Source organism: Paracoccus endophyticus, from assembly GCF_003286075.1.
GTDB classification, from domain to species: domain Bacteria; phylum Pseudomonadota; class Alphaproteobacteria; order Rhodobacterales; family Rhodobacteraceae; genus Paracoccus; species Paracoccus endophyticus.
On record NZ_QLUV01000003.1, the window covers coordinates 41,396 to 60,912 of the forward strand.

The following is a 19,517-nucleotide window of genomic DNA, read 5'->3' on the forward strand; positions in this document are numbered from 1 at the left end:
TGCCGGAGCAGCCTCTCCCTGGGCAGACTGATGCGGTGCCGGCTCCTCCTCCCCCGGGGGTCCTGCCGGCGCCACGGCTGAAGAATCGGCCTGCGCTGCCGGGCGCGAATCGTCTCCGCCGTCGTCCTTGGCTGTCACGGACGCAACCGAAGGCGTCTGGTCAGGGCCTGGCGCGGCCTTGACAGAGGTTCCGCCTGCACGGTCCGCCCCGTGCTCAGAAACAACAGATGTGACATCCTGGCCACGCTCGCCTGTGGCCAAAGTAACGCTCTCGGCCGGAATTGCTGTGCTTGTACGCAGGTCTGCGAGTGAAGCGGCCCCGACTGCCCCTGCCGTTACGTCGTCCATCGACGAACCGTTGTCGTCAGGTTTTCTTGCCATTGCCGAAAATCCTCCTTACTCTGGCGCCCATAATAGGCGTGCCTTGCTACCATCGTAAAGCCGATGTGCGGTCGCAGCACTCACAGGATACCCATTGATGGCATACAAAGGTTTGCGTGGAATCGTGTCCTACGACGCGATGGAAACGCTGCGGAACACGAATGAATGGATGGGCGCCACGGCCCGGGCCATGGCGTCCTATCCGGTCTTCGCGCTGATCCCCCACCCGATGTTCAAGATAATGAGCGCGTGGGGCCGCGTCACCGAGCGCAGCTTTGCGCGCATGGTCATCAAGCCCGACTGGGAGATTCCGCCCGTGCCGGGGGTCGAGGGACAGGACCATCTGGTCTATGTCGAACCGGCGGTCAGACGGCCGTTCGGCGACCTGGTCCATTTCCGCGTCGCACGCCGAGAGCCGATGGCGCGCCGTGTCCTGCTGGTCGCGCCGATGTCGGGCCATTATGCCACCCTGCTGAGGTCCACGGTCACATCCTTGCTGCAGGACTGCGACGTGTGGGTGACGGACTGGCACAACGCCCGTGATATTCCGGTCAGCCAGGGCAAGTTCGACATCGAGGATTACGTCGCCTATCTGGCCGACTTCATGCGCTATCTCGGGCCGGACCTGCACGTGATCGCGGTGTGCCAGCCTGCGCCCTTGGCATTGGCGGCGACCGCCATGCTGGCCGAACAGGACCCCTCGGCACAGCCGCGCACGCTGACCCTGATCGGCGGACCCATCGACCCGGACGCCGCCGCGACCGAAGTGACCGATTTCGGCAACCGCGTCACCATGGGCGAGCTGGAGCACCTGGTGATCCAGCAGGTCGGGTTCAAGTATCGCGGCGCTGGCCGGATGGTCTATCCCGGTCTGGCGCAGCTGTCTTCGTTCATCGCCATGAACGCCGACACCCACACCAAGGCGTTTCTGGACAAGATCGTGGCCGAGGCACGCGGCCAGGCGTCCGAGGGCGACAAGCACAACCAGTTCTATGACGAATATCTGGCTGTCATGGACATGACGGCCGAGTTCTATCTCTCCACGGTCGAGCGGATCTTCAAGGATCTGCAGGTCGCGCAGAACAGGTTCACGGTGAACGGCGTACCGGTGGACATGGGCAAGATCCGCGACGTGGCCGTGATGACGGTCGAGGGCGCGAACGACGACATCTCGGCCCCCGGTCAATGCGTCGCGGCCCTGGCGCTGTGCACCGGCGTGCCCGACAGCAAGAAGGCGCAGCATCTTGAACCGGGCGCGGGCCACTACGGCATCTTCGCCGGGAAAAGCTGGCGGCTGAACATCCGCCCGCTGGTGCTGGACTTCATGGACGAGCATTCGGGCACCGACCTCGCGCTGCGGCCCAAGCGCAAGCGCGGCGGGCAGGTGGTCGGCGACACGACCCCGCTGGGCCCCGACGACGACGCCAAGATCGCGGTCTGACCCAGCCGGCGGCGCGCCCTGCCCCTGCGGTCGGGTTCGTCGCCTTTGCGCCGCGGGTCTGCCACGGCGCGCCCCTGTTCGCGCGCGGCCGGTCAGCCCGGCCGCTGCGGGGCCTGCCGGTCGTCAGCCGGGTGCAGTGGTCTCGCAGACCTCGGCCACCGTGGCGCGGATCAGCGCCAGTTCAGCAGGGCCCGAAAAGCGGTGGTCAGCGTTCTTGACCAGCGTCAGCCGGATGTCGGTCCCGGTCGCGTGGTCCAGCAGCGCCAGCGCGTCGGACATCGGCACCTCGGCGTCCGCCGTTCCCTGCAGGAACCGGACCGGCATGGGCAGGGGCAGCGGGTCGGCGAACACCCGGTTCTGCGCGCCCTGGTCGAACAGCCGGCGCGAAAAGACGTAATCCGACCCGTACGCGCTGGGCCGGGTCACGGCCCCCTGCCCTGCCATCGCGGCCCGATCCTCTGGCGTGAAGCCCTGTTCCATCCGGGTCGTGAAATCCGGCGCGGCGGCGATCGTCACCAGCCCCGCCCAACGGTCCGGCGACGCGCGCCCCAGCAGCAGCGCCAGCCACCCCCCCAGCGACGATCCGACCAGGACCTGCGGCCCCGGTGCCAGCGCGTCGATCGCGTCGCGGGCGTCCTCCAGCCAGTCCGCGATGCCGAAGTCCTCGACCGCGCCCGCAGACTCGCCATGTCCCGACAGGTCGAACCGCAGCATCGCGCGCCCCGTGGCGCGGCACCAGTCCTGCAAGTCCAGCGCCTTGGTCCCCTGCCGGTCGGACCGGAACCCGTGCAGGAACACCACGCCCGGCGCGTGCCCGTCCAGCCGATCGTACCCCAGCCTGCGCCCGCCCGCTGTGACATGGATCATCGCGTCTCTCCTGATGTCTTCCTTGCCGAACTATCACACGGGATCGTCGTATATGACGATGGGGGTGTGAAACCCCCGCATTGACACGCCCCGTGCGCCGCGCCAAACCCCCGGCACATACCCGCAACCGGGCGTTCCGTGGGCGCCAGACCGACGAGGAGCCAGACATGGCCGACCAGATTTCCCTGACCTTTCCCGATGGCAACGCCCGCGACTATCCCGCAGGCGTCACCGCGGCCGAGGTCGCCGCCTCGATCGCGCCCAGCCTGGCAAAGAACGCGATCAGCGCCACGCTGGACGGCAACCATGTCGATCTGGCCTGGCCGATCCGGTCGTCGGGCCGCATCGCCATCAACACGATGAAGGATGCCGTCCCGGCGCTGGAACTGATCCGCCACGACCTTGCCCATGTCATGGCCCGCGCCGTGCAGGAGCTGTGGCCGGACGTGAAGGTCACCATCGGCCCGGTGCGCGATTACGGCTGGTTCTACGACTTTGACCGGGCCGAGCCCTTCACGCCCGAAGACCTTGGCGCGATCGAGGCGAAGATGAAGCAGATCATCGCCGCCCGCGACCCCGTCCGCACCGAGGTCTGGGACCGCGACCGCGCGCTTGCCCACTACGAGGCCGCCGGCGAGCCCTTCAAGGTCGAACTGGTCAACCGCATCCCCGAGGGCGAGGACCTGCGGATGTACTGGCATGGCGACTGGCAGGACCTGTGCCGCGGCCCGCATCTGCAATCGACGGGGCAACTGCCTGCCGATGCCTTCCGCCTGACCCATGTCGCCGGCGCCTACTGGCTGGGCGACAACACCCGCCCGATGCTTCAGCGCATCTATGGCGTGGCCTTCCGCAATCGCGACGAACTCAAGGCCCACATGACCATGCTGGAGGAGGCCGCGAAACGCGACCACCGCAAGCTGGGCCGCGAGATGGACCTGTTCCACATGCAGGAGGAGGCGCCGGGCCAGGTGTTCTGGCACCCGAACGGCTGGACGATCTATGTCGCGCTGCAGGACTATATGCGCCGGCGCCAGCGCGCGGGCGGCTATGTCGAGGTGAACACGCCGCAGGTCGTCTCTCGCACATTGTGGGAAGAGTCCGGTCACTGGGAAAACTATCAGGAAAACATGTTCATCGTCGAGGTTGACGAGGAGCATGCCCGCGAAAAGACCGTCAACGCGCTGAAGCCCATGAACTGCCCCTGCCATGTTCAGGTGTTCAACGTCGGCCTGAAATCCTATCGCGATCTGCCCCTGCGCATGGCCGAGTTCGGATCGTGCAATCGCTATGAACCCTCGGGCGCGTTGCACGGGATCATGCGGGTGCGCGGATTCACCCAGGACGACGCGCATATCTTCTGCACCGAAAGCCAGATCGAGTCCGAATCCCGCCGCTTCATCGAGTTCCTGTCGCGGATCTACAGCGATCTCGGCTTCGACACATGGCGCATCAAGCTGTCCACCCGGCCCGAAAAGCGTATCGGCTCGGATGAAAGCTGGGACCATGCCGAAGCTGCCCTGGCCAATGCGGTCACGGCGGCCGGCCACAGCTATGAGATTTTCCCGGGCGAAGGCGCCTTCTACGGGCCCAAGCTGGAATTCGTGCTGACCGACGCCATCGGCCGGGACTGGCAATGCGGCACGCTTCAGGTGGACCCGAACCTGCCCGAGCGGCTGGACGCCGCCTATGTCGGCGAAGACGGCGCCAAGCACCGCCCCGTCATGCTGCACCGCGCGGTGCTGGGCAGCTTCGAGCGGTTCATCGGCATCCTGATCGAAAGCCACGCGGGCAAGCTGCCGCTGTGGCTGGCGCCCCGGCAGGTCGTGGTGGCCTCGATCGTTTCGGACGCCGACGATTATGTGGCCGAGGTGGTCGCCACCCTGACCGCCGCCGGCATCCGGGCCGAGGCCGACCTGCGCAACGAAAAGATCAACTACAAGGTGCGCGAGCATTCCGTCGGCAAGGTGCCGGTCATCATGGCCGTCGGCATGAAGGAAGTGCAGGAGCGCAGCGTCTCGATCCGCCGCCTGGACCGGCAGGGCACGGAGTCGGCAACGCTCGACGATGCCGTGGCAGCCCTTGTGGCCGAGGGGACGCCGCCGGACCTGCGCTGACGACGAGGCGGCCAGCAGCCGTCCCAAGGCCCCGTCGGTCGGATTCCGCCCAAGGGTGACGCAACGTCAACCTTTCGCCCCAAACGAGTCTTGCGTTCGGATGCGATTCGGGCATCCTCACCCTCGCGTGAGCATATCTTTCTACCGCCTCCCTTCACGGGGCAGCCGGACTGCGAAAGGGCTGCACGGCTCGGTCGGCAATCTCGCTGCCCGAGGACTTGAAGGAGAGTAAGGTCATGGCGACTGGCACCGTCAAATGGTTCAATTCCACCAAAGGCTACGGCTTCATCGCGCCCGATGATGGCGGCAAGGACGTGTTCGTCCACATCTCGGCCGTAGAGCGCGCGGGACTGACCGGCCTGAACGACAACCAGAAGATCCAGTACGAACTGCAGTCGGGCCGCGACGGCCGGGCCTCGGCCTCGGACCTGAAACTGCTCTGATCGGCTGACCTCGGATTGACCACGGCCCGCGGCGACGCGGGCCGCTTTTCGTTACCGCCTTGCCCGCGGCGGCAAAGAGCGGCAGTCACGGCGCCATGACAGACGGTTTCAACCTGGCCGAACACGTCCTGCGCGCGGGACATGCGACACCCGACAAGCTGGCCATGGCGATCCTGTCGCCGACAGGGGCCGAACGCTGGTCGTATGCACGGCTGATCTCGGCCGTGCGGGGCGCGGCCACGGGGCTTCTGGCGCGCGGACTGCGGCCGGGCGACCGGGTTCTGCTGCGGATCGGCAATCAGCCGGCGTTCCCGGTCACCTATCTTGCCTGCATCGCGGCCGGTCTGGTGCCGGTGCCGACCTCGGCCCTGCTGACCGCGCCCGAGGTCACGAAGATCGCCCGCGACATCAAGCCTGCGCTGATCATCGGCGGCGATGGCGTCCCCCTGCCTGACGGGGAGGACCGCATCCTGCGCGCCGCGGACCTTGCGCCCATGGCCGGCCTGCCCCCGGCCGACTGGGACCGGGGCGATCCCGAGCGGCTGGCCTATATCGTCTACACCTCGGGGACCTCGGGGCAACCGCGCGCCGTGATGCACGCCCACCGCGCGATCCTGGCGCGGCAGATGATGATGGACGGCTGGTACGGGCTGACGCCCTCGGACCGGCTGCTGCACGCCGGGGCGTTCAACTGGACCTTCACGCTGGGCACCGGGTTGATGGACCCGTGGACGCGCGGCGCCACCGCCCTGATCCCGGCCGAAGGCACGGCCATCGAGCAGATCCCGCTGCTGGCGCGGCGCCACGGTGCGACGATCCTGGCCGGGGCGCCGGGCGTGTTCCGGCGGATGCTGCGCGCCGACTGGGCGCCCGTGGCCACGCTGCGCCACGGCCTGGCGGCGGGCGAACGGCTTGACCCCGACCTGCGCCGCGCGTGGATGCAGCGCACCGGCACGGACCTGCACGAGGCGATGGGAATGTCGGAATGCTCGACCTTCCTGTCGGGCAGCCCTGCGCGCCCGGCGCCGCCCGGCAGCGCGGGGTATCCCCAACCGGGGCGGCGCGTTGCGGTGCTGGACGACGCAGGCCGGCCGCTGCCGCCCGGACAACCCGGCGTGCTGGCCGTTCATCGCAGCGATCCGGGGCTGTTTCTGGGCTATCTGGGCCAGCCGCAAGACACGGCGGACCGCTTTGCCGGCGACTGGTTCCTGACCGGCGATCTGGCCGTGATGGCACAGGACGGCGCGATCTCGACCCTGGGCCGGGCCGACGACATGATGAACGCCGGCGGCTTTCGCGTGGCCCCCGCCGAGGTCGAGGATGTGCTGGCCCCCGTCCCCGGCGCGGGCGACGTCGCGGCCACGGAACTGGCGGTGCCCGGTGGGGCCACCATCATCGCCGCCTTCTGGACCGGACCGGCGGATGCCGGCGCGCTGCGCCAGGCGGCCGAGGCGGCGCTCGCCCGCTACAAGCAGCCGCGCGACTATGTCCGGGTCGAGGCCCTGCCCCGCACGCCCACAGGCAAGATCAACCGCCGCGCCCTGCGGGAAGCGCACAGAAGGGACCGCCCATGACGGTATCGCTGGACATCTTCGCGGACCCGGTCTGCCCCTGGTGCCTGATCGGCAAGGCCGAACTGGACCTGGCGCTGGACAGCCGCCCCGACCACCCCTTTGCCATCGTCTGGCGTCCCTTCCGGCTGAACCCCGACATGCCGGCGCAGGGCATGGATCGCGGCGCATATCTGCGCGCCACGTTCCGGGACGAGGCCGGGATCGTCGCCGCGCACCGCCCGCTGTTGCAGGCGGCGGAACGGCTGGGGATCACGCTGAACCTGCCGGCCATCGCGCGCGAGCCGTCGACCGCCGACGCGCACCGGCTGCTGCACTGGGCAGGGATCGAGGGCGCGCAGACCCGCGTGATGGCCCTGCTGCTGGCCGCGCACTGGCGCGAGGGGCGCGACATCGGCGACGCCGCGGTGCTGGCCGACATCGCGGCGACGGCGGGGATGGATCGCGCGGTGGTGGCCCGCCTGCTGGCCAGCGATGCCGACCGCGACACCGTGGCGGCCGCCGAGGCGCATTCCCGCGAACGCGGCGTGCGCGCGGTGCCGACCTTCATCATCGCCAACCGCCATGTCGTGCCGGGCGCGCAGCCGGCCGAGATCTGGCGGCGCATCATCGACGAACTGGCGGCGGCCTAGCCGCCCAGCGCCAGCCCCGCGGCCAGCGTCAGCATCACCGCCGCGATCAGCAGGTCCAGCACCCGCCACGCCGAGGGTCTGGCAAACACCGGCACCAGCAGCCGCGCCCCGTAGCCCAGCGAAAAGAAGAACAGGAACGAACCCGCCATCGCCCCCAGGGCAAAGCCCAGCCGGTCGGGCTGGGTGGCCGACACCGCGCCCAGCAGCACGACGGTGTCCAGATAGACATGCGGGTTCAGCCAGGTCAGCGCCGCCATCGTCGCCAAGGTCGCCGCCAGCGACGGCGCGACGCCACCCGCCGCGCGCAGGCCTTGTCCGCCCCGCCACGCGGACGCCAGCGCGCGCAGTCCGTACCATGTCAGGAACGCAGCCCCTCCCCAGCGCATCGCGCCCAGGAACCAGGGCGCGCCCTGGGCGATCGCCCCCGCGCCGGCCACGCCCGCGCCGATCAGCGCCGCGTCGGACACCGCACAGAACGCGCATACCGCGAAGACGTGCTGCCGCAGCAATCCCTGCTTCAGCACGAACGCGTTCTGCGCGCCGATCGCCACGATCAGCGACAGGCCGGTGGCAAGCCCGGCCAGGACCGACGGCGTCACAGCTGCGCGGCCACGTCCTCGGACAGGTCGAAGTTGCCGGTCACGGTCTGGACGTCGTCGTCCTCCTCCAGCGCGTCGATCAGCTTCATCAGCTTTTGCGCGGCCTCCATGTCGGCGACCTCGGCGGGGGCCTGCGGCTTCCAGATCAGCTTGGCCGACTGGTATTCGCCCAGCGCCGATTCCAGCGCCGCCGCCACGTCGCCCAGCGCGCTGTCGGCGCAATAGATCCAGTGCCCCTCGTCGTCGGATTCGACGTCGTCGGCCCCGGCCTCAAGCGCGGCCATCATCACCGTGTCGGCATCGCCCACTGATGCGGGAAACACGATTTCGCCCACCCGGTCGAACATGAACGCGACCGAGCCGCTTTGCCCCAGATCCCCGCCGTTCTTGGTGAAATAGGACCGCACGTTCGACGCGGTCCGGTTGCGGTTGTCGGTCATCGCCTCGACCATGATGGCCACCCCGCCGGGGCCATAGCCCTCATAGCGGATTTCCTCGTAGGTGTCGGCGTCGCCGCCCTGCGATTTCTTGATCGCGCGGTCGATCACGTCCTTGGGCATGGAACTGGCGCGCGCCTCCTTGACGGCCAGGCGCAGGCGCGGGTTCTTGTCGGGATCGGGGTCGCCCATCTTGGCGGCGACGGTGATCTCCTTGGACAGCTTGGAAAACAGCTTGGCGCGCAGCTTGTCCTGCTTGCCCTTGCGGTGCTGAATGTTGGCCCATTTGGAATGGCCTGCCATGGTGAACCCCGTCCTGCATCAATGGGCGGCCGCGCCGCCGGTCGCGGCGGGTTCTAGTCGCCGTCCGGTCCACGCGCAAGTTGCGCCTGCGCCAGCACCACCAGCCGGATCGCGGTCGCCAGCCCCACGTCGGCAGGACGGCCGTGGTCGATGTCCGCGATCAGCCGCGCGGGCGTCGTGCCGCGCGCCCGCGCCAGCGCCCCCAAGCCCCGCCAGAACGCATCCTCGAGGCTGACGCTGGTGGCATGGCCGTCGATGGTGATGGATCGCTTGACCGGCGGCGTCAGGGGCGGCAGGTCCAGCGGCTCAGTCATCGGCGATGTCGTCCGCACCCTCGCTGGCCCTGTCGCGGCGATGGCCATCAAGGTGGCGGGCGGCGCGGGCGGCCGCCTCGGCCTCGGCCGCGCGTTCGGCCGGGGTGCGGCCAAAGCGGGCGGCGTTCTCGTCGCCCGCCCTGCGGTCTGCGGCGCGCGCGGCCGCCTTGCGCGCCTGCCGCAGGTTGATGACGCGGCTCATGGCCCGGCGGCCTAGGGCTTGACGATCAGCTGCCAGCTGACGCCGACCGCATCGACCAGCCAGACAAAGCAGGGCGCAAAATCATAGGCCCCCAGCGGCATCAGCACCTCGCCCCCCTCGCCCAGCACGTCCGCGATGGCGCGCAGCTCGCCCTCCTCGGCAACGGTCACGGTCAGCGAGAACGACGGTGTGAGCCCGAACCCGTCGGGAATGGCGCTGTCCAGCAGCCGCAGCGACTGGCCCGCGATCTGCACCTCGACGGGCGTGCCCTGGGTCACGGTCATTCCCGGAAAGGCCCGGCGCCACAGCGCCAGCGCCTCGTCCACGCGGCCCTCGAACATCAGTTGGGGAACGATGCGCATCTCAGTCCTCGGGCCCCACCATCAGTTCCGGGCGCACGACCCTGTCAAAGGTTTCCTCGTCCACATAACCCAGCGCGATCGCCTCCTCCCGCAGGGTGGTGCCGTTCTTGTGCGCGGTCTTGGCGACGTGTGTCGCGGCGTCATAGCCGATGGTCGGCGCCAAGGCCGTCACCAGCATCAGCGATTCCTTCATCAGTTGGTCGATGCGCGGGATGTTGGCTTGCGTGCCCACGACCATGTTGTCGGTGAAGCTGACCGCCGCGTCGCCCAGAAGTCGCTGGGACTTGATGACATTGAAGGCCATCATCGGATTGTAGACGTTCAGTTCGAAGTGGCCCTGAGAGCCGGCAAAGCCGACGGCCGCGTCGTTGCCCATCACCTGCGCGCAGACCATGGTCAGCGCCTCGGCCTGGGTCGGGTTGACCTTGCCCGGCATGATGGAACTGCCCGGCTCGTTTTCGGGCAGGATCAGTTCGCCGATGCCGCTGCGGGGGCCCGAGCCGAGCAGCCGCAGGTCGCTGGCGATCTTGTAAAGGCTGACCGCAACAGTCCTCAGCGCGCCCGAGAAGAACACCATCGCGTCATGCGCGGCCAGCGCCTCGAACTTGTTGGGCGCGGTGACAAAGGGCAGGCCGGTGATCCTGGCGATTTCCGCCGCAATGGCCGTGTCCCAGCCCTTTTTGGTGTTCAACCCGGTGCCCACCGCCGTGCCGCCCTGCGCCAGCTCGTAGATTTCGGGCAGCACCTTTTCGACCCGCATGATGCCTTGCGAGACCTGATGGGCGTAGCCGCCGAACTCCTGCCCCAGCGTCATCGGGGTGGCGTCCTGCGTATGGGTGCGGCCGATCTTGATGATGTCCTTGAACTCTTCGGACTTCGCCGCCAGTGCCGCGTGCAGGTGGCGCAATCCCGGCAGCAGCACGTCGCGGGCCAGCATCGCGGTGGCCACATGCATCGCGGTCGGGAAGGTGTCGTTCGACGACTGGCCCATGTTGACGTGGTCGTTCGGGTGGACGGGCTTCTTGGACCCCATCTCGCCGCCCAGGATCTCGATCGCCCGGTTCGAGATGACCTCGTTGGCGTTCATGTTCGTCTGCGTGCCCGAGCCGGTCTGCCAGATGACAAGCGGGAACTCGTCATTGTGCCGGCCGTCAAAGACTTCTTGCGCGGCCTGTTCGATGGCCCGGCCGATGGCGGGATCAAGGCGGCCCTCGGCCATGTTCACCCGCGCCGCCGCCAGCTTGATCGCCCCCAGGGCGCGGATGATCGGCGCCGGCTGCTTTTCCCAGCCGATCTTGAAGTTGCCCAGGGATCGCTGCGTTTGCGCGCCCCAATAGCGGTCGGCGGGAACTTCCAGCGGGCCGAAGCTGTCGGTCTCGGTACGGGTGGTCTTGGTCATGGTCCCTCGCAGGCAGGCGGCTATGCGTGTTGGCGGGGGTTCTAGGGCCGGGCCGCCGGATTCGCAATCGGTATGCCGTGGTATGCGGCACATCCCAATAACGCGCTGGCCTCCCGCCGGGCGGATCAGGACAGGGCTGCGCCTGCCGATGCCGGCTGCGGTGTGACGCGGTTGGGTGTTCCGGCATGCGGCCCGGCGCGATGCCGCGCAGACGCGCCTATTTCCGCCACTTGTCCAGGCTCACGACCTCGGCCCCGCCGGGGGGCGTGTCGGCCGGGGCTGCGTCAGGTCCGCTCTCGTCCTCGTCGTCCGCGCTCTCCTGCGTCTCGAAGCGCAGGCCGAACTCGACCGAGGGATCGACGAAGGTGCGGACCGAATCGAAGGGGATGTACAGGGGTTCCGGGGCATTGCCGAAGTTCAGCGTCACCGTGAACGCCTCGTGCGTCACGGTCAGGTTCTCGAACCAGTGCTGGATGACGATCGTCATCTCCTCGGGATACCGCTCGCGCAGCCAGTCCGCCATCTGCACGCCCTCGTCGCGCGTGTCGAAGGTGATGAAGAAATGGTGCTCGCCCGGCAGGCCTTCCTCGGCCACGCCCCGCAGGACATCGGCGATCAGCCCCTGCATCGCGCGGTGCATCATCCCGCCATAGTCGATCTCGCGCGCCATCCGTCATCCCCCGCCTTCAACGCGGCCAGCATAAGGAAACGGGGGGCATTGAAAAGGGCTGCCGGCCCGAAAGCAGACCGGGCGGCGGTCAGGAACGGTCAGGGGCAAGGCAGGGGAATGATGGCGCGGTTGACGGGGCTCGAACCCGCGACCCCCGGCGTGACAGGCCGGTACTCTAACCAACTGAGCTACAACCGCGCATCGGCCCGGGGCGATCGGTGGTGGTGGCGCGGTTGACGGGGCTCGAACCCGCGACCCCCGGCGTGACAGGCCGGTACTCTAACCAACTGAGCTACAACCGCGCAGCGACCACACCCAGATCGCCTCTGGGGTGCCGGGGATTTACGCAGCGCCGCAGATGAGGTCAAGCGACAATCTGGCCGCACCTGCCCATGAGCCCGAAAAAGCGGAACCCCGCGCGAAGGGCGCGGGGTTCCTGAGGGCCGCGCGGGGCGGCCGGTGATCGCCGGTGCCGCCTCAGTTGGCGGTATGGGGCGGCAGGTTCTGGATCTGGTCGGCGGGCGTGCCGACATAAGCCTCAAGATCGCCCGCGGCGGTGCGCTGGAACGAGATCTGGTCCAGCGGATAGGCGACCTGACGCTCGCCGATGCCCAGGAAGCCACCCACCGACACGATCGCGGTGTTGGTCGCCGCATCGAACGCGTCGATCTCGCCGATGTCGTCGAAGTTGCTGCCGTTGGGGGCAAAGACCTGCAGCCCGTCAAGGCCCTGGTTCGTGACCTCGACCGGATCGACCAGCGTATAGCCCTCGCGCACGGGAATGTCGGTCGCCATCACGGGGGCGACTGCGACGGCCGTGTCGGTTGCGGCCACGGCACTGGCCGGGGTGTCCGCGCCGGTCACGTTCACGGCAGCTTCGCCTTGCTGCACCTCGACCTGCGCCTGCCCGGCCTGCTCGACCTGGACGTTCGGCTCCGGCGCCTCGGCGACGGTCACCTGCGCCTCGCCCCCCTGATCGACGGTCACGGCGGCCTGGTTCTGGGTGATCTGGACCTCGGCCGTGTCGGCCTTGGTCACGTTCACGGTCGGCTCTGCCTCGGTGACGTTGACCTGCGCCTCGGCCCCCTCGACCACGACGCGCGGTTCGGGCGCGACGAAGCTGACGATGGGCTCGGGCGTCTCGACGGTCACGACCGGCGTGGTCTCGCCTACCTTGACCTCGGGGTCGGCCATGGCGACCGACACGATCGGCTGCGGGATGTTGACCGTGACGGTCGGCTCGGCCTGGGTGACGGTGATCGTCGGCGCGCACTGCTGGACAGTCACCTCGGGCGGGGCCTGGGTCACGGTCACGGTCGGCTCGGGCTGCTCGACGGTCACTTGCGGGGCGGGCTGGTTGACCGTCACCTGCGGGGTCGGGACATCCACGTTCACGACAGGCTCGGCCTGCTGGACGACAACCTGGCCGCCGCCCGCGACCGGAACCGCGGTCGAGGCGCCGGGGGCGGCGTCCGTGGCCACGGGCGCATCGGTCGGCGCGGCGCCTTCGGTCGCTGCCCCGCTATCGGCGGCCGCCTCGGCGGTGGTGGCGGCCGACTGCGCGGCGGATGCCGCCGAGTCGGCGGCTGCGGCTGCGGCTGCGGCATCGTTGTCTGCGGGGGCTGCGGTCTGCGCCAGCGCGCCGCCAGCCACGAACGACAGCACGGCAGCTGTCCCGAGCAGTTGCTTGATCATCGGGTTACCCTTTCAGTCATTTCTCTTGAGAGCGCCCGCCGGTGTTTCAGGCCTCGCACACAAACACGCTGCGGGTGGCAAGGTTCCGCCGATCAGCGAAAAGGGCGCCGAAAACGGCGCCCTTTCCTTTTCAAACCAACGGGATGACTGCGGCCTAGCGTTACTTCATCACCGTGGCGGCGTCGAAGTCGGGCAGCGCCTCAAGTTCTTCCTTGGTGAAGTTGGTGGCAAAGAACGCGTCGTCGCCGATCTTGACGAAGTGCAGCGCGTCCTTGCCCAGCAGCACCTGCTTGGCGCCGATCCCCAGGAAGCCGCCGATGTCGGCGATATAGCCCTGCAGGTTCCCGTCGGCATCGACGACCAGGTCATCGACCTTGGCGATGTCGGTCCAGTCGGCCGGACGCTCGGTCAGGGTCGAATCGGCCCATGCGGTGCTGGACGGCTGGTTGGTCGTCCAGATGCGCCGGTTCATGATCCACGACCCCAGCATGCCGGGGTTGTCGGCCGTCATCACCGGGGCATCGACGTCGGGCGCAACCACGGCGGCGCCGGTCGTAGCCGTGGCGTCCGACGAGGTGGTCGCGGTGGAGCCATCGGTCGTGGTGGTGGTCATCGGCGCGGTGGTGGTGGTCGTGGTGTCGGTCGTCGTCGTGGTCGCACCGCCGGCGGTGGTGGCCGCGTCCGCGGCATCCTCGGCCGAATCGGCCGCATCCTCGGCCCGGTCGGCGCCGTCCTCGGCGGTGTCGGCCGTCGAGGTCGTCACCGCTTCGTCCACGGCGTTGCCGGCCGCGTCCATGGCATTCTCGGCGCGGTCCGCGGCGCCTTCGATCGCATCGCCCGCCGCGGCGGCGGCGTTTCCGGTTGCCGTTGCGGCATTGTCAGCGGCCTGCTCAATGGTGGTGGCCGGCGGCGTCGCGGTGTCGGTGGTGGTGGTGGCGGTCTGGGCAAAGGCCACGCCGGTCAGCGCCAGCGACGAGGTTGCAGCAAGAAGCAATGCTTTCATGATCGTTCTCCAAGTTTCGTCCGCGCGGGTGTTGCGCCGCGCATCGGGGCCTCAACGTGCCCTGCGCGTCATTCGTTCCCCCGTATCCCCCCAGGGCCTGCCCGCGGCCTGCACGGCGGCGGCCCGCGGGGTGCGGATCAGGGCGCGCTGATGCGGCCGCCGCAGACCGGCTGCGCGACGCCCGTCGTGGCAGGACCCGAGGTCGGCAGGCCCCGGACCACCCGCGCGGCCAGCCACGCAAAGGCCTGCGCCTCGATCATGTCGCCGTCCACGCCCAGCACCTCGACCGCCACCACCTCGGCGTCGCAGCGCGCGGCCAGCGCGTCCATCAGCGTCCGGTTGTGACGCCCGCCCCCGCACACAAGAATGCGCGTGGGCCTGCCGGGCAGCAGCGGCAGTCCCGCCGCGACCGCGGCCGCCGCGACATGGGTCAGCGTTGCGGCGGCGTCGGCGTCGTCCATCTGTGCAACGGCCGCCGCCAGGCCGGCAAAGCTGTCGCGGTCCAGCGACTTGGGCGCGGGCCGGGCAAAATACGCATGGCGCAGGACATCGGCGATCACGCTGTCGCGCGGCGTGCCGGACGCGGCCAGCGCGCCGCCCTCGTCGCGCGCAAGGCCGCGCCGGGCGCGCAGCAGATCGTTCAGGGGCGCATTGGCCGGGCCGGTGTCGAAGGCCACGCAGGCATCATGCGGGCGGGGAATGCGCGGGTCGCACCATGTCAGGTTGCCCACCCCGCCCAGGTTCAGGAACGCGACGGGCGCCGCGTCCAGCCGCCCCTGCGTCACCGCCCAGCGGGCCAGCGCATGATGGAAGAACGGCACCAGCGGCGCGCCTTCGCCGCCCTGCCGCACGTCCTCGGTGCGGAAATCCCACACGACGCGACGGCCGGTGGCGCGCGCCAGCCGCCACCCCGGCCCCGCCTGATGCGTCCGCCCTGCGGCGGGGTCGTGGGCCAGCGTCTGCCCGTGATAGCCGATCAGCGCGGCCTCGGGGAAATCGGCGGCAAGCGCCGCGTGGGCGTCCACGGACAATGCCGCCGCCTGCGCCACGCCCGGCTGGCCCGGCCAGCGGCCCAGCGCGGCGTGCAGCACGTCGGCCTCGGCCGGCGCATAGGGGCGAAAGCCCGTGCGGCCAAAGCCTGCGATCGTCTCGCCGTCGGTGTCCAGCACCGCCGCGTCCACCCCGTCCAGCGAGGTGCCCGACATCATCCCAAGGACCAGCATCCGCCCTGCCCCGCCTTTGCTTTTCCTTGCATCCCGCTGGCTGTATAGGCGGGCAGAGAAGAAGGAAAAAGCCGATGACCCACCGCCCCACGTCCGAGTTCCTGAGCGTCATGGTCGAGCGCGGCTATCTGGCCGACTGCACCGACATCGCGGCGCTGGACGGGGCGCTGGCCGAGGGTCCGGTGACGGCCTATATCGGCTATGACGCCACGGCAGCCAGCCTGCACGTGGGCCATCTGCTCAACATCATGATGCTGCGCTGGTTCCAGAAGACCGGGAACCGCCCGATCACCCTGATGGGCGGCGGCACGACCAAGGTGGGCGACCCCAGCTTCCGGTCCGAGGAACGCCCCCTTCTGGACGCCGCGGCGATCCAGTCGAACATCGACGGGATGCAGCAGGTCTTTGCCTGCTATCTGGATTACGGCGCGGACGGCGCGGTGATGCTGGACAACGCCGCATGGCTGGACGACCTCAACTATCTGGACTTCCTGCGCGACATCGGGCGGCATTTCAGCGTCAACCGGATGCTGTCGTTCGAATCGGTCAGGTCGCGGCTGGACCGGGAACAGTCGCTGAGCTTCCTCGAGTTCAACTACATGATCCTGCAAGCCTATGATTTTCTGGAACTGTATCGCCGCCACGGCTGCCGGTTGCAGATGGGCGGGTCCGACCAGTGGGGCAACATAGTCAACGGCATCGACCTGACGCGGCGGGTGCTGGACGGCACCGTCTGGGGCCTGACCAGCCCGCTGCTGACCACCAGCGACGGGCGCAAGATGGGCAAGTCGGCGGGGGGCGCGGTCTGGCTGAACGCCGCGATGCTGTCGCCCTATGAGTTCTGGCAGTTCTGGCGCAACACCACCGACGCGGACGTGGGGCGCTTTCTCAAGCTGTACACCGAATTGCCGGTGGCGGACTGCGACAGGCTGGGCGCGCTGTCGGGGTCGGGGATCAACGACGCCAAGGTGATCCTGGCGAACGAGGTCACGGCCCTGCTGCACGGGCCTGACGCTGCGGCATCGGCCGAGGCGACCGCCCGCGCGGTGTTCGAGCAGGGGGGCGCCGGCGGCGACCTGGAGGTCGTGACGCTTCCCGCCGCCGATCTGGCCGACGGGCTGTCGGTCGTGCAGGCGCTGGTGCGGACGGGCATCGCGCCATCGGGCAAGGAGGCCAAGCGCCTGATCGCCGAAGGCGGTCTGCGGCTGAACAACGAAGCCGTCGCCGACCCCCAGCGCATGTTGTCGGCCGACGACATCGGGGACGGCCTCAAGGTCAGCGTCGGGCGCAAGAAACATCGCATGCTGCGGCTGGCATGACCGCCGCCCCCCAGGTCCTGTGCATCGGCGCGGTGCTGTGGGACGTGATCGGCCGCAGCACCGCGCCGATGACGCACGGCGACGACGTGCCGGGGCGCATCCGGCACCTGCCGGGGGGCGTTGCGCTGAACGTGGCCCTGGCGCTGGCCCGGCGCGGCTGGCGCGCGGCCGTGCTGGGCGCCATCGGCCGCGATGCCGAGGGCGAGGCGCTGGCCGCCGCCGTCGCCGCGCAAGGGGTGGACACGCGCTGGCTGACGCAGGGCGCGGGGCCCACGGACGTCTACATGGCGATCGAGGATTCCCACGGCCTTGTCGCCGCGATCGCCGACGCCCATTCGCTGGAACGCGCCGGGGCCGCCGTCTGGTCGGCGCTGGCGGACGGCCGTCTGGGCGCCCTCGACCGGCCATGGACCGGCCCGGTCGTGCTGGACGGCAACCTGACCGCCGGCCAGCTGGCCGCCGCCGCGGCCGACCCGGCGCTGGCCGCGGCCGATCTGCGCGTGGTGCCCGCAAGCCCCGGCAAGGCCGACCGGCTGACCCCGCTGCTGAACCGGCCGCGCGTCACGCTGTATCTGAACCGGGCCGAGGCCGAGACGCTGGCGGGCCACCCCTGCGCCGACGCGGCCGGTGCCGCCGCCGCCGTCGCGGCGCGCGGGGCCGGGCGCGTGCTGGTCACGGACGGCGCGCGCCCGGCGGCCTGCGCCGTGGCGGGCAGGCCGGTGCTGACCGCCGCGCCGCCCACCGTCACGCTGGCCCGCGTCACCGGCGCGGGCGACTGTTTCATGGCCGCCCATCTGGTAGCCGAACACGGCGGCGCGGACCGACAGGCGGCGCTGGACGCCGCCGTCGCCGCAGCCGCAGCCCATGTCGCCGGAGCCGACACATGACCCACGACCTGATCGACCTTTCCCCCGAGGTGCGCGACGCGCTGGATGGCGGTCGCCCCGTGGTGGCGCTTGAATCCACCATCATCACCCACGGCATGCCGTTCCCCCAGAACCTCGAGGTTGCCCGCCGGGTCGAGACGAGCGTGCGCGAATCCGGGGCCACCCCCGCCACCATTGCCGTGATGGCGGGCCGCATCCGGGTCGGGCTGGACGACGAAACGCTGCAGGCGCTGTCGCGCACCCCGCAGGATCAGGTGATGAAGCTGAGCCGCGCCGACCTGGCCGTCTGCATGGCGACCGGGCGCACGGGCGCCACCACGGTCGCGGCGACCATGATCTGCGCCGACCTGGCCGGCATCCGCGTCTTTGCGACCGGCGGCATCGGCGGCGTACACCGCGGGGTGGAAGAGACGATGGACGTCAGCGCCGACCTGCAGGAACTGGCGCGCACGCCGGTCACGGTCGTCTCGGCGGGCGCCAAGGCGATCCTGGACCTGCCCCGCACGCTGGAGCTGCTGGAAACGCTGGGCGTCCCCGTGATCGCGGTGGGGCAGGACGCGCTGCCGGCGTTCTGGTCGCGCGATTCGGGGCTGGCCGCGCCCTTGCGGCTGGACGATCCTGCCGACATCGCGGCCGCCGCCCGGATGCGGCGTGCCCTGGGCCTGCCGGGGGGACAACTGGTCGTGAACCCGATCCCCGCGGCCGACGAGATCCCGCGCGCCCGGATGATCCCCCTGGTGGATCAGGCGCTGGCCGAGGCGCGGACCCAAGGCGTCGCGGCCAAGGCCGTCACGCCCTTCCTACTGGCGCGGCTGTTCGAGCTGACCGCCGGCCAGTCGCTCAGCGCCAATATCGCCCTTGTCATCAACAATGCCCGGCTGGCCGCCCGGATCGCCGCCGAAGGCGCTTGACCCTTCAGCGCGCGGCGGTTGACGGTGCAGCATGCGACAACCTGACGACCTGCCACCGCTGCACGCCCCCTCGCCACCCCCCCGCCGTCCGCGCCGGTTCGGCACGCTGCGCGCCTCGTTCCTGACCGGACTGGCCGTCATGCTGCCGATCGCGCTGACGCTCTGGCTGTTCTGGACCCTGACCGGCTGGGTCGATGGCTGGGTCATGCCGATGATCCCCACGCGCTGGCACCCCGATCGCTGGCTGGGCATCAACCCCCGCGGCGTGGGCGTCATCATCTTCCTGGTGTTCACCGTCATCGTGGGCTGGTTCGCCAAGGGCTATATCGGCCGGCGGCTGCTGCGGACCGGGGAAAACCTGCTGGACCGGGTGCCGATCGTGCGGTCGGTCTATGGCGGGCTGAAGCAGATCAGCGAAACCCTGCTGAGCCAGGGCGACGACAAGTTCGACCGCGCCTGCCTGATCGAATACCCGCGCAAGGGGCTGTGGGGCGTGGGCTTTGTCGCAGGCCCCGCCAAGGGCGAGCTGGGCGGGATCGGCCCGCAGGGCGACCGGATCATGGCGGTGTTCCTGCCGACGACGCCGAACCCGACCTCGGGGTTCCTGCTGTACGTGCCCGAGGCCGACGTGCATTACCTGACGATGAGCGTCGAGGACGCGGCCAAGCTGATCATCTCGGGCGGGCTGGTCTATCCCGTCGGCGCGGCAGACCAGACGCCGTAACGCCGCGCACCGGCACT

General features: G+C 69.6%; 20 protein-coding genes and 2 tRNA genes. 9 read left to right on the forward strand and 13 right to left on the reverse strand.

The annotated features are described in order from the left end of the window. The first annotated feature begins 493 nt into the window (after nt 1-493). Nucleotides 494-1,822 carry a polyhydroxyalkanoate depolymerase gene (gene phaZ, locus DPQ23_RS05150; protein ID WP_112873634.1) on the forward strand — a complete coding sequence of 443 codons (1,329 nt, stop codon included), beginning with the start codon at nt 494-496 and terminating at the stop codon, nt 1,820-1,822. 123 nt (nt 1,823-1,945) lie between these two features. On the opposite strand, the gene DPQ23_RS05155 is transcribed toward phaZ, so the two are convergent. Next, the gene (locus tag DPQ23_RS05155; protein ID WP_112873635.1) at nt 1,946-2,689 is read right to left on the reverse strand and encodes an alpha/beta fold hydrolase; all 744 of its coding nucleotides are present in this window, start codon (nt 2,687-2,689) and stop codon (nt 1,946-1,948) included. A gap of 167 nt (nt 2,690-2,856) precedes the next feature. On the opposite strand from DPQ23_RS05155, the gene thrS reads away from it, so the two are divergent. From thrS to DPQ23_RS05175, 4 genes are all read left to right on the forward strand, one after another. Further along, nucleotides 2,857-4,806 carry a threonine--tRNA ligase gene (gene thrS, locus DPQ23_RS05160; protein WP_112873636.1) on the forward strand — a complete coding sequence of 650 codons (1,950 nt, stop codon included), beginning with the start codon at nt 2,857-2,859 and terminating at the stop codon, nt 4,804-4,806. 236 nt (nt 4,807-5,042) lie between these two features. Beyond that, entirely contained in the window at nt 5,043-5,249 is a 207-nt protein-coding gene (locus DPQ23_RS05165) for a cold-shock protein (protein ID WP_112873637.1), read from the forward strand. A gap of 95 nt (nt 5,250-5,344) precedes the next feature. After that, nucleotides 5,345-6,823 carry a class I adenylate-forming enzyme family protein gene (locus tag DPQ23_RS05170; RefSeq protein WP_112873638.1) on the forward strand — a complete coding sequence of 493 codons (1,479 nt, stop codon included), beginning with the start codon at nt 5,345-5,347 and terminating at the stop codon, nt 6,821-6,823. Beyond that, on the forward strand, nt 6,820-7,452 hold the full coding sequence (locus DPQ23_RS05175) for a DsbA family oxidoreductase (protein WP_112873639.1): 633 nt from the start codon (nt 6,820-6,822) through the stop codon (nt 7,450-7,452). Before DPQ23_RS05170 ends, DPQ23_RS05175 begins: the two co-directional genes overlap by 4 nt. Here the strand turns inward: DPQ23_RS05175 and DPQ23_RS05180 are convergent. The 12 genes from DPQ23_RS05180 to DPQ23_RS05235 form a co-directional block, all read right to left on the reverse strand. Then, the gene (locus DPQ23_RS05180; RefSeq protein ID WP_112873640.1) at nt 7,449-8,051 is read right to left on the reverse strand and encodes a LysE/ArgO family amino acid transporter; all 603 of its coding nucleotides are present in this window, start codon (nt 8,049-8,051) and stop codon (nt 7,449-7,451) included. The genes DPQ23_RS05175 and DPQ23_RS05180 overlap by 4 nt on opposite strands. Then, on the reverse strand, nt 8,048-8,791 hold the full coding sequence (locus tag DPQ23_RS05185; protein ID WP_112873641.1) for a YebC/PmpR family DNA-binding transcriptional regulator: 744 nt from the start codon (nt 8,789-8,791) through the stop codon (nt 8,048-8,050). Before DPQ23_RS05185 ends, DPQ23_RS05180 begins: the two co-directional genes overlap by 4 nt. 53 nt (nt 8,792-8,844) lie before the next feature. Continuing rightward, nucleotides 8,845-9,105: a ribbon-helix-helix domain-containing protein gene (locus tag DPQ23_RS05190; RefSeq protein WP_112873642.1), complete on the reverse strand. Its 261-nt coding sequence runs from the start codon at nt 9,103-9,105 to the stop codon at nt 8,845-8,847. Beyond that, nucleotides 9,098-9,307: a DUF4169 family protein gene (locus tag DPQ23_RS05195; RefSeq protein WP_112873643.1), complete on the reverse strand. Its 210-nt coding sequence runs from the start codon at nt 9,305-9,307 to the stop codon at nt 9,098-9,100. The genes DPQ23_RS05190 and DPQ23_RS05195 overlap by 8 nt, the downstream gene beginning before the upstream one ends. Nucleotides 9,308-9,318: 11 nt before the next feature. Further along, nucleotides 9,319-9,669, reverse strand: coding sequence for a VOC family protein (locus DPQ23_RS05200; RefSeq protein WP_112873644.1), 351 nt, complete (start codon nt 9,667-9,669; stop codon nt 9,319-9,321). A 1-nt stretch (nt 9,670) separates the two neighbouring features. Further along, a complete protein-coding gene (gene fumC / locus DPQ23_RS05205; protein WP_112873645.1) occupies nt 9,671-11,068 on the reverse strand; it encodes a class II fumarate hydratase in 1,398 nt (465 codons plus the stop codon). 217 nt (nt 11,069-11,285) lie between these two features. After that, nucleotides 11,286-11,738 (reverse strand): SspB family protein, encoded by a 453-nt coding sequence (locus DPQ23_RS05210; RefSeq protein WP_112873646.1) that lies wholly within the window; start codon nt 11,736-11,738, stop codon nt 11,286-11,288. 121 nt (nt 11,739-11,859) lie between these two features. Then, nucleotides 11,860-11,936, reverse strand: a tRNA-Asp gene (locus DPQ23_RS05215). A 27-nt stretch (nt 11,937-11,963) separates the two neighbouring features. Then, nucleotides 11,964-12,040 (reverse strand) — tRNA-Asp (locus DPQ23_RS05220). 175 nt (nt 12,041-12,215) lie between these two features. Then, nucleotides 12,216-13,433 (reverse strand): hypothetical protein, encoded by a 1,218-nt coding sequence (locus DPQ23_RS15355; protein ID WP_162630644.1) that lies wholly within the window; start codon nt 13,431-13,433, stop codon nt 12,216-12,218. Between the two features lie 160 nt (nt 13,434-13,593). Further along, on the reverse strand, nt 13,594-14,436 hold the full coding sequence (locus DPQ23_RS05230) for a PRC-barrel domain-containing protein (protein ID WP_112873647.1): 843 nt from the start codon (nt 14,434-14,436) through the stop codon (nt 13,594-13,596). Nucleotides 14,437-14,573: 137 nt separating this feature from the next. After that, nucleotides 14,574-15,659: an anhydro-N-acetylmuramic acid kinase gene (locus tag DPQ23_RS05235; protein WP_112873648.1), complete on the reverse strand. Its 1,086-nt coding sequence runs from the start codon at nt 15,657-15,659 to the stop codon at nt 14,574-14,576. 74 nt (nt 15,660-15,733) lie between these two features. Here DPQ23_RS05235 and tyrS point away from each other — a divergent pair, with 74 nt between their 5' ends. Genes tyrS through DPQ23_RS05255 form a run of 4 tightly spaced genes read left to right on the forward strand, consistent with a single transcriptional unit; the run spans nt 15,734 to nt 19,500 of the window. Next, entirely contained in the window at nt 15,734-16,978 is a 1,245-nt protein-coding gene (gene tyrS / locus DPQ23_RS05240; RefSeq protein ID WP_112873649.1) for a tyrosine--tRNA ligase, read from the forward strand. Further along, entirely contained in the window at nt 16,975-17,865 is an 891-nt protein-coding gene (locus tag DPQ23_RS05245; protein ID WP_112873650.1) for a PfkB family carbohydrate kinase, read from the forward strand. Before tyrS ends, DPQ23_RS05245 begins: the two co-directional genes overlap by 4 nt. Then, a complete protein-coding gene (locus tag DPQ23_RS05250; protein ID WP_112873651.1) occupies nt 17,862-18,776 on the forward strand; it encodes a pseudouridine-5'-phosphate glycosidase in 915 nt (304 codons plus the stop codon). The genes DPQ23_RS05245 and DPQ23_RS05250 overlap by 4 nt, the downstream gene beginning before the upstream one ends. Nucleotides 18,777-18,807: 31 nt before the next feature. Continuing rightward, nucleotides 18,808-19,500 carry a DUF502 domain-containing protein gene (locus DPQ23_RS05255; protein WP_112873652.1) on the forward strand — a complete coding sequence of 231 codons (693 nt, stop codon included), beginning with the start codon at nt 18,808-18,810 and terminating at the stop codon, nt 19,498-19,500. Nucleotides 19,501-19,517: the final 17 nt, after the last annotated feature.

Bases quoted from the DNA above. Each gene is read 5' to 3' on its own strand.
- DPQ23_RS05155 (WP_112873635.1), bottom strand. From the start codon at position 2,689: ATGATCCATGTCACAGCGGGCGGGCGCAGGCTGGGGTACGATCGGCTG.
- thrS (WP_112873636.1), top strand. From the start codon at position 2,857: ATGGCCGACCAGATTTCCCTGACCTTTCCCGATGGCAACGCCCGCGAC.
- DPQ23_RS05250 (WP_112873651.1), top strand. From the start codon at position 17,862: ATGACCCACGACCTGATCGACCTTTCCCCCGAGGTGCGCGACGCGCTG.
- fumC (WP_112873645.1), bottom strand. From the start codon at position 11,068: ATGACCAAGACCACCCGTACCGAGACCGACAGCTTCGGCCCGCTGGAA.
- DPQ23_RS05165 (WP_112873637.1), top strand. From the start codon at position 5,043: ATGGCGACTGGCACCGTCAAATGGTTCAATTCCACCAAAGGCTACGGC.
- DPQ23_RS05190 (WP_112873642.1), bottom strand. From the start codon at position 9,105: ATGACTGAGCCGCTGGACCTGCCGCCCCTGACGCCGCCGGTCAAGCGA.
- DPQ23_RS05200 (WP_112873644.1), bottom strand. From the start codon at position 9,669: ATGCGCATCGTTCCCCAACTGATGTTCGAGGGCCGCGTGGACGAGGCG.
- DPQ23_RS05210 (WP_112873646.1), bottom strand. From the start codon at position 11,738: ATGGCGCGCGAGATCGACTATGGCGGGATGATGCACCGCGCGATGCAG.
- DPQ23_RS05195 (WP_112873643.1), bottom strand. From the start codon at position 9,307: ATGAGCCGCGTCATCAACCTGCGGCAGGCGCGCAAGGCGGCCGCGCGC.
- tyrS (WP_112873649.1), top strand. From the start codon at position 15,734: ATGACCCACCGCCCCACGTCCGAGTTCCTGAGCGTCATGGTCGAGCGC.
- DPQ23_RS05235 (WP_112873648.1), bottom strand. From the start codon at position 15,659: ATGCTGGTCCTTGGGATGATGTCGGGCACCTCGCTGGACGGGGTGGAC.
- DPQ23_RS05230 (WP_112873647.1), bottom strand. From the start codon at position 14,436: ATGAAAGCATTGCTTCTTGCTGCAACCTCGTCGCTGGCGCTGACCGGC.
- DPQ23_RS05245 (WP_112873650.1), top strand. From the start codon at position 16,975: ATGACCGCCGCCCCCCAGGTCCTGTGCATCGGCGCGGTGCTGTGGGAC.
- DPQ23_RS15355 (WP_162630644.1), bottom strand. From the start codon at position 13,433: ATGATCAAGCAACTGCTCGGGACAGCTGCCGTGCTGTCGTTCGTGGCT.
- DPQ23_RS05175 (WP_112873639.1), top strand. From the start codon at position 6,820: ATGACGGTATCGCTGGACATCTTCGCGGACCCGGTCTGCCCCTGGTGC.
- DPQ23_RS05170 (WP_112873638.1), top strand. From the start codon at position 5,345: ATGACAGACGGTTTCAACCTGGCCGAACACGTCCTGCGCGCGGGACAT.
- DPQ23_RS05185 (WP_112873641.1), bottom strand. From the start codon at position 8,791: ATGGCAGGCCATTCCAAATGGGCCAACATTCAGCACCGCAAGGGCAAG.
- DPQ23_RS05255 (WP_112873652.1), top strand. From the start codon at position 18,808: ATGCGACAACCTGACGACCTGCCACCGCTGCACGCCCCCTCGCCACCC.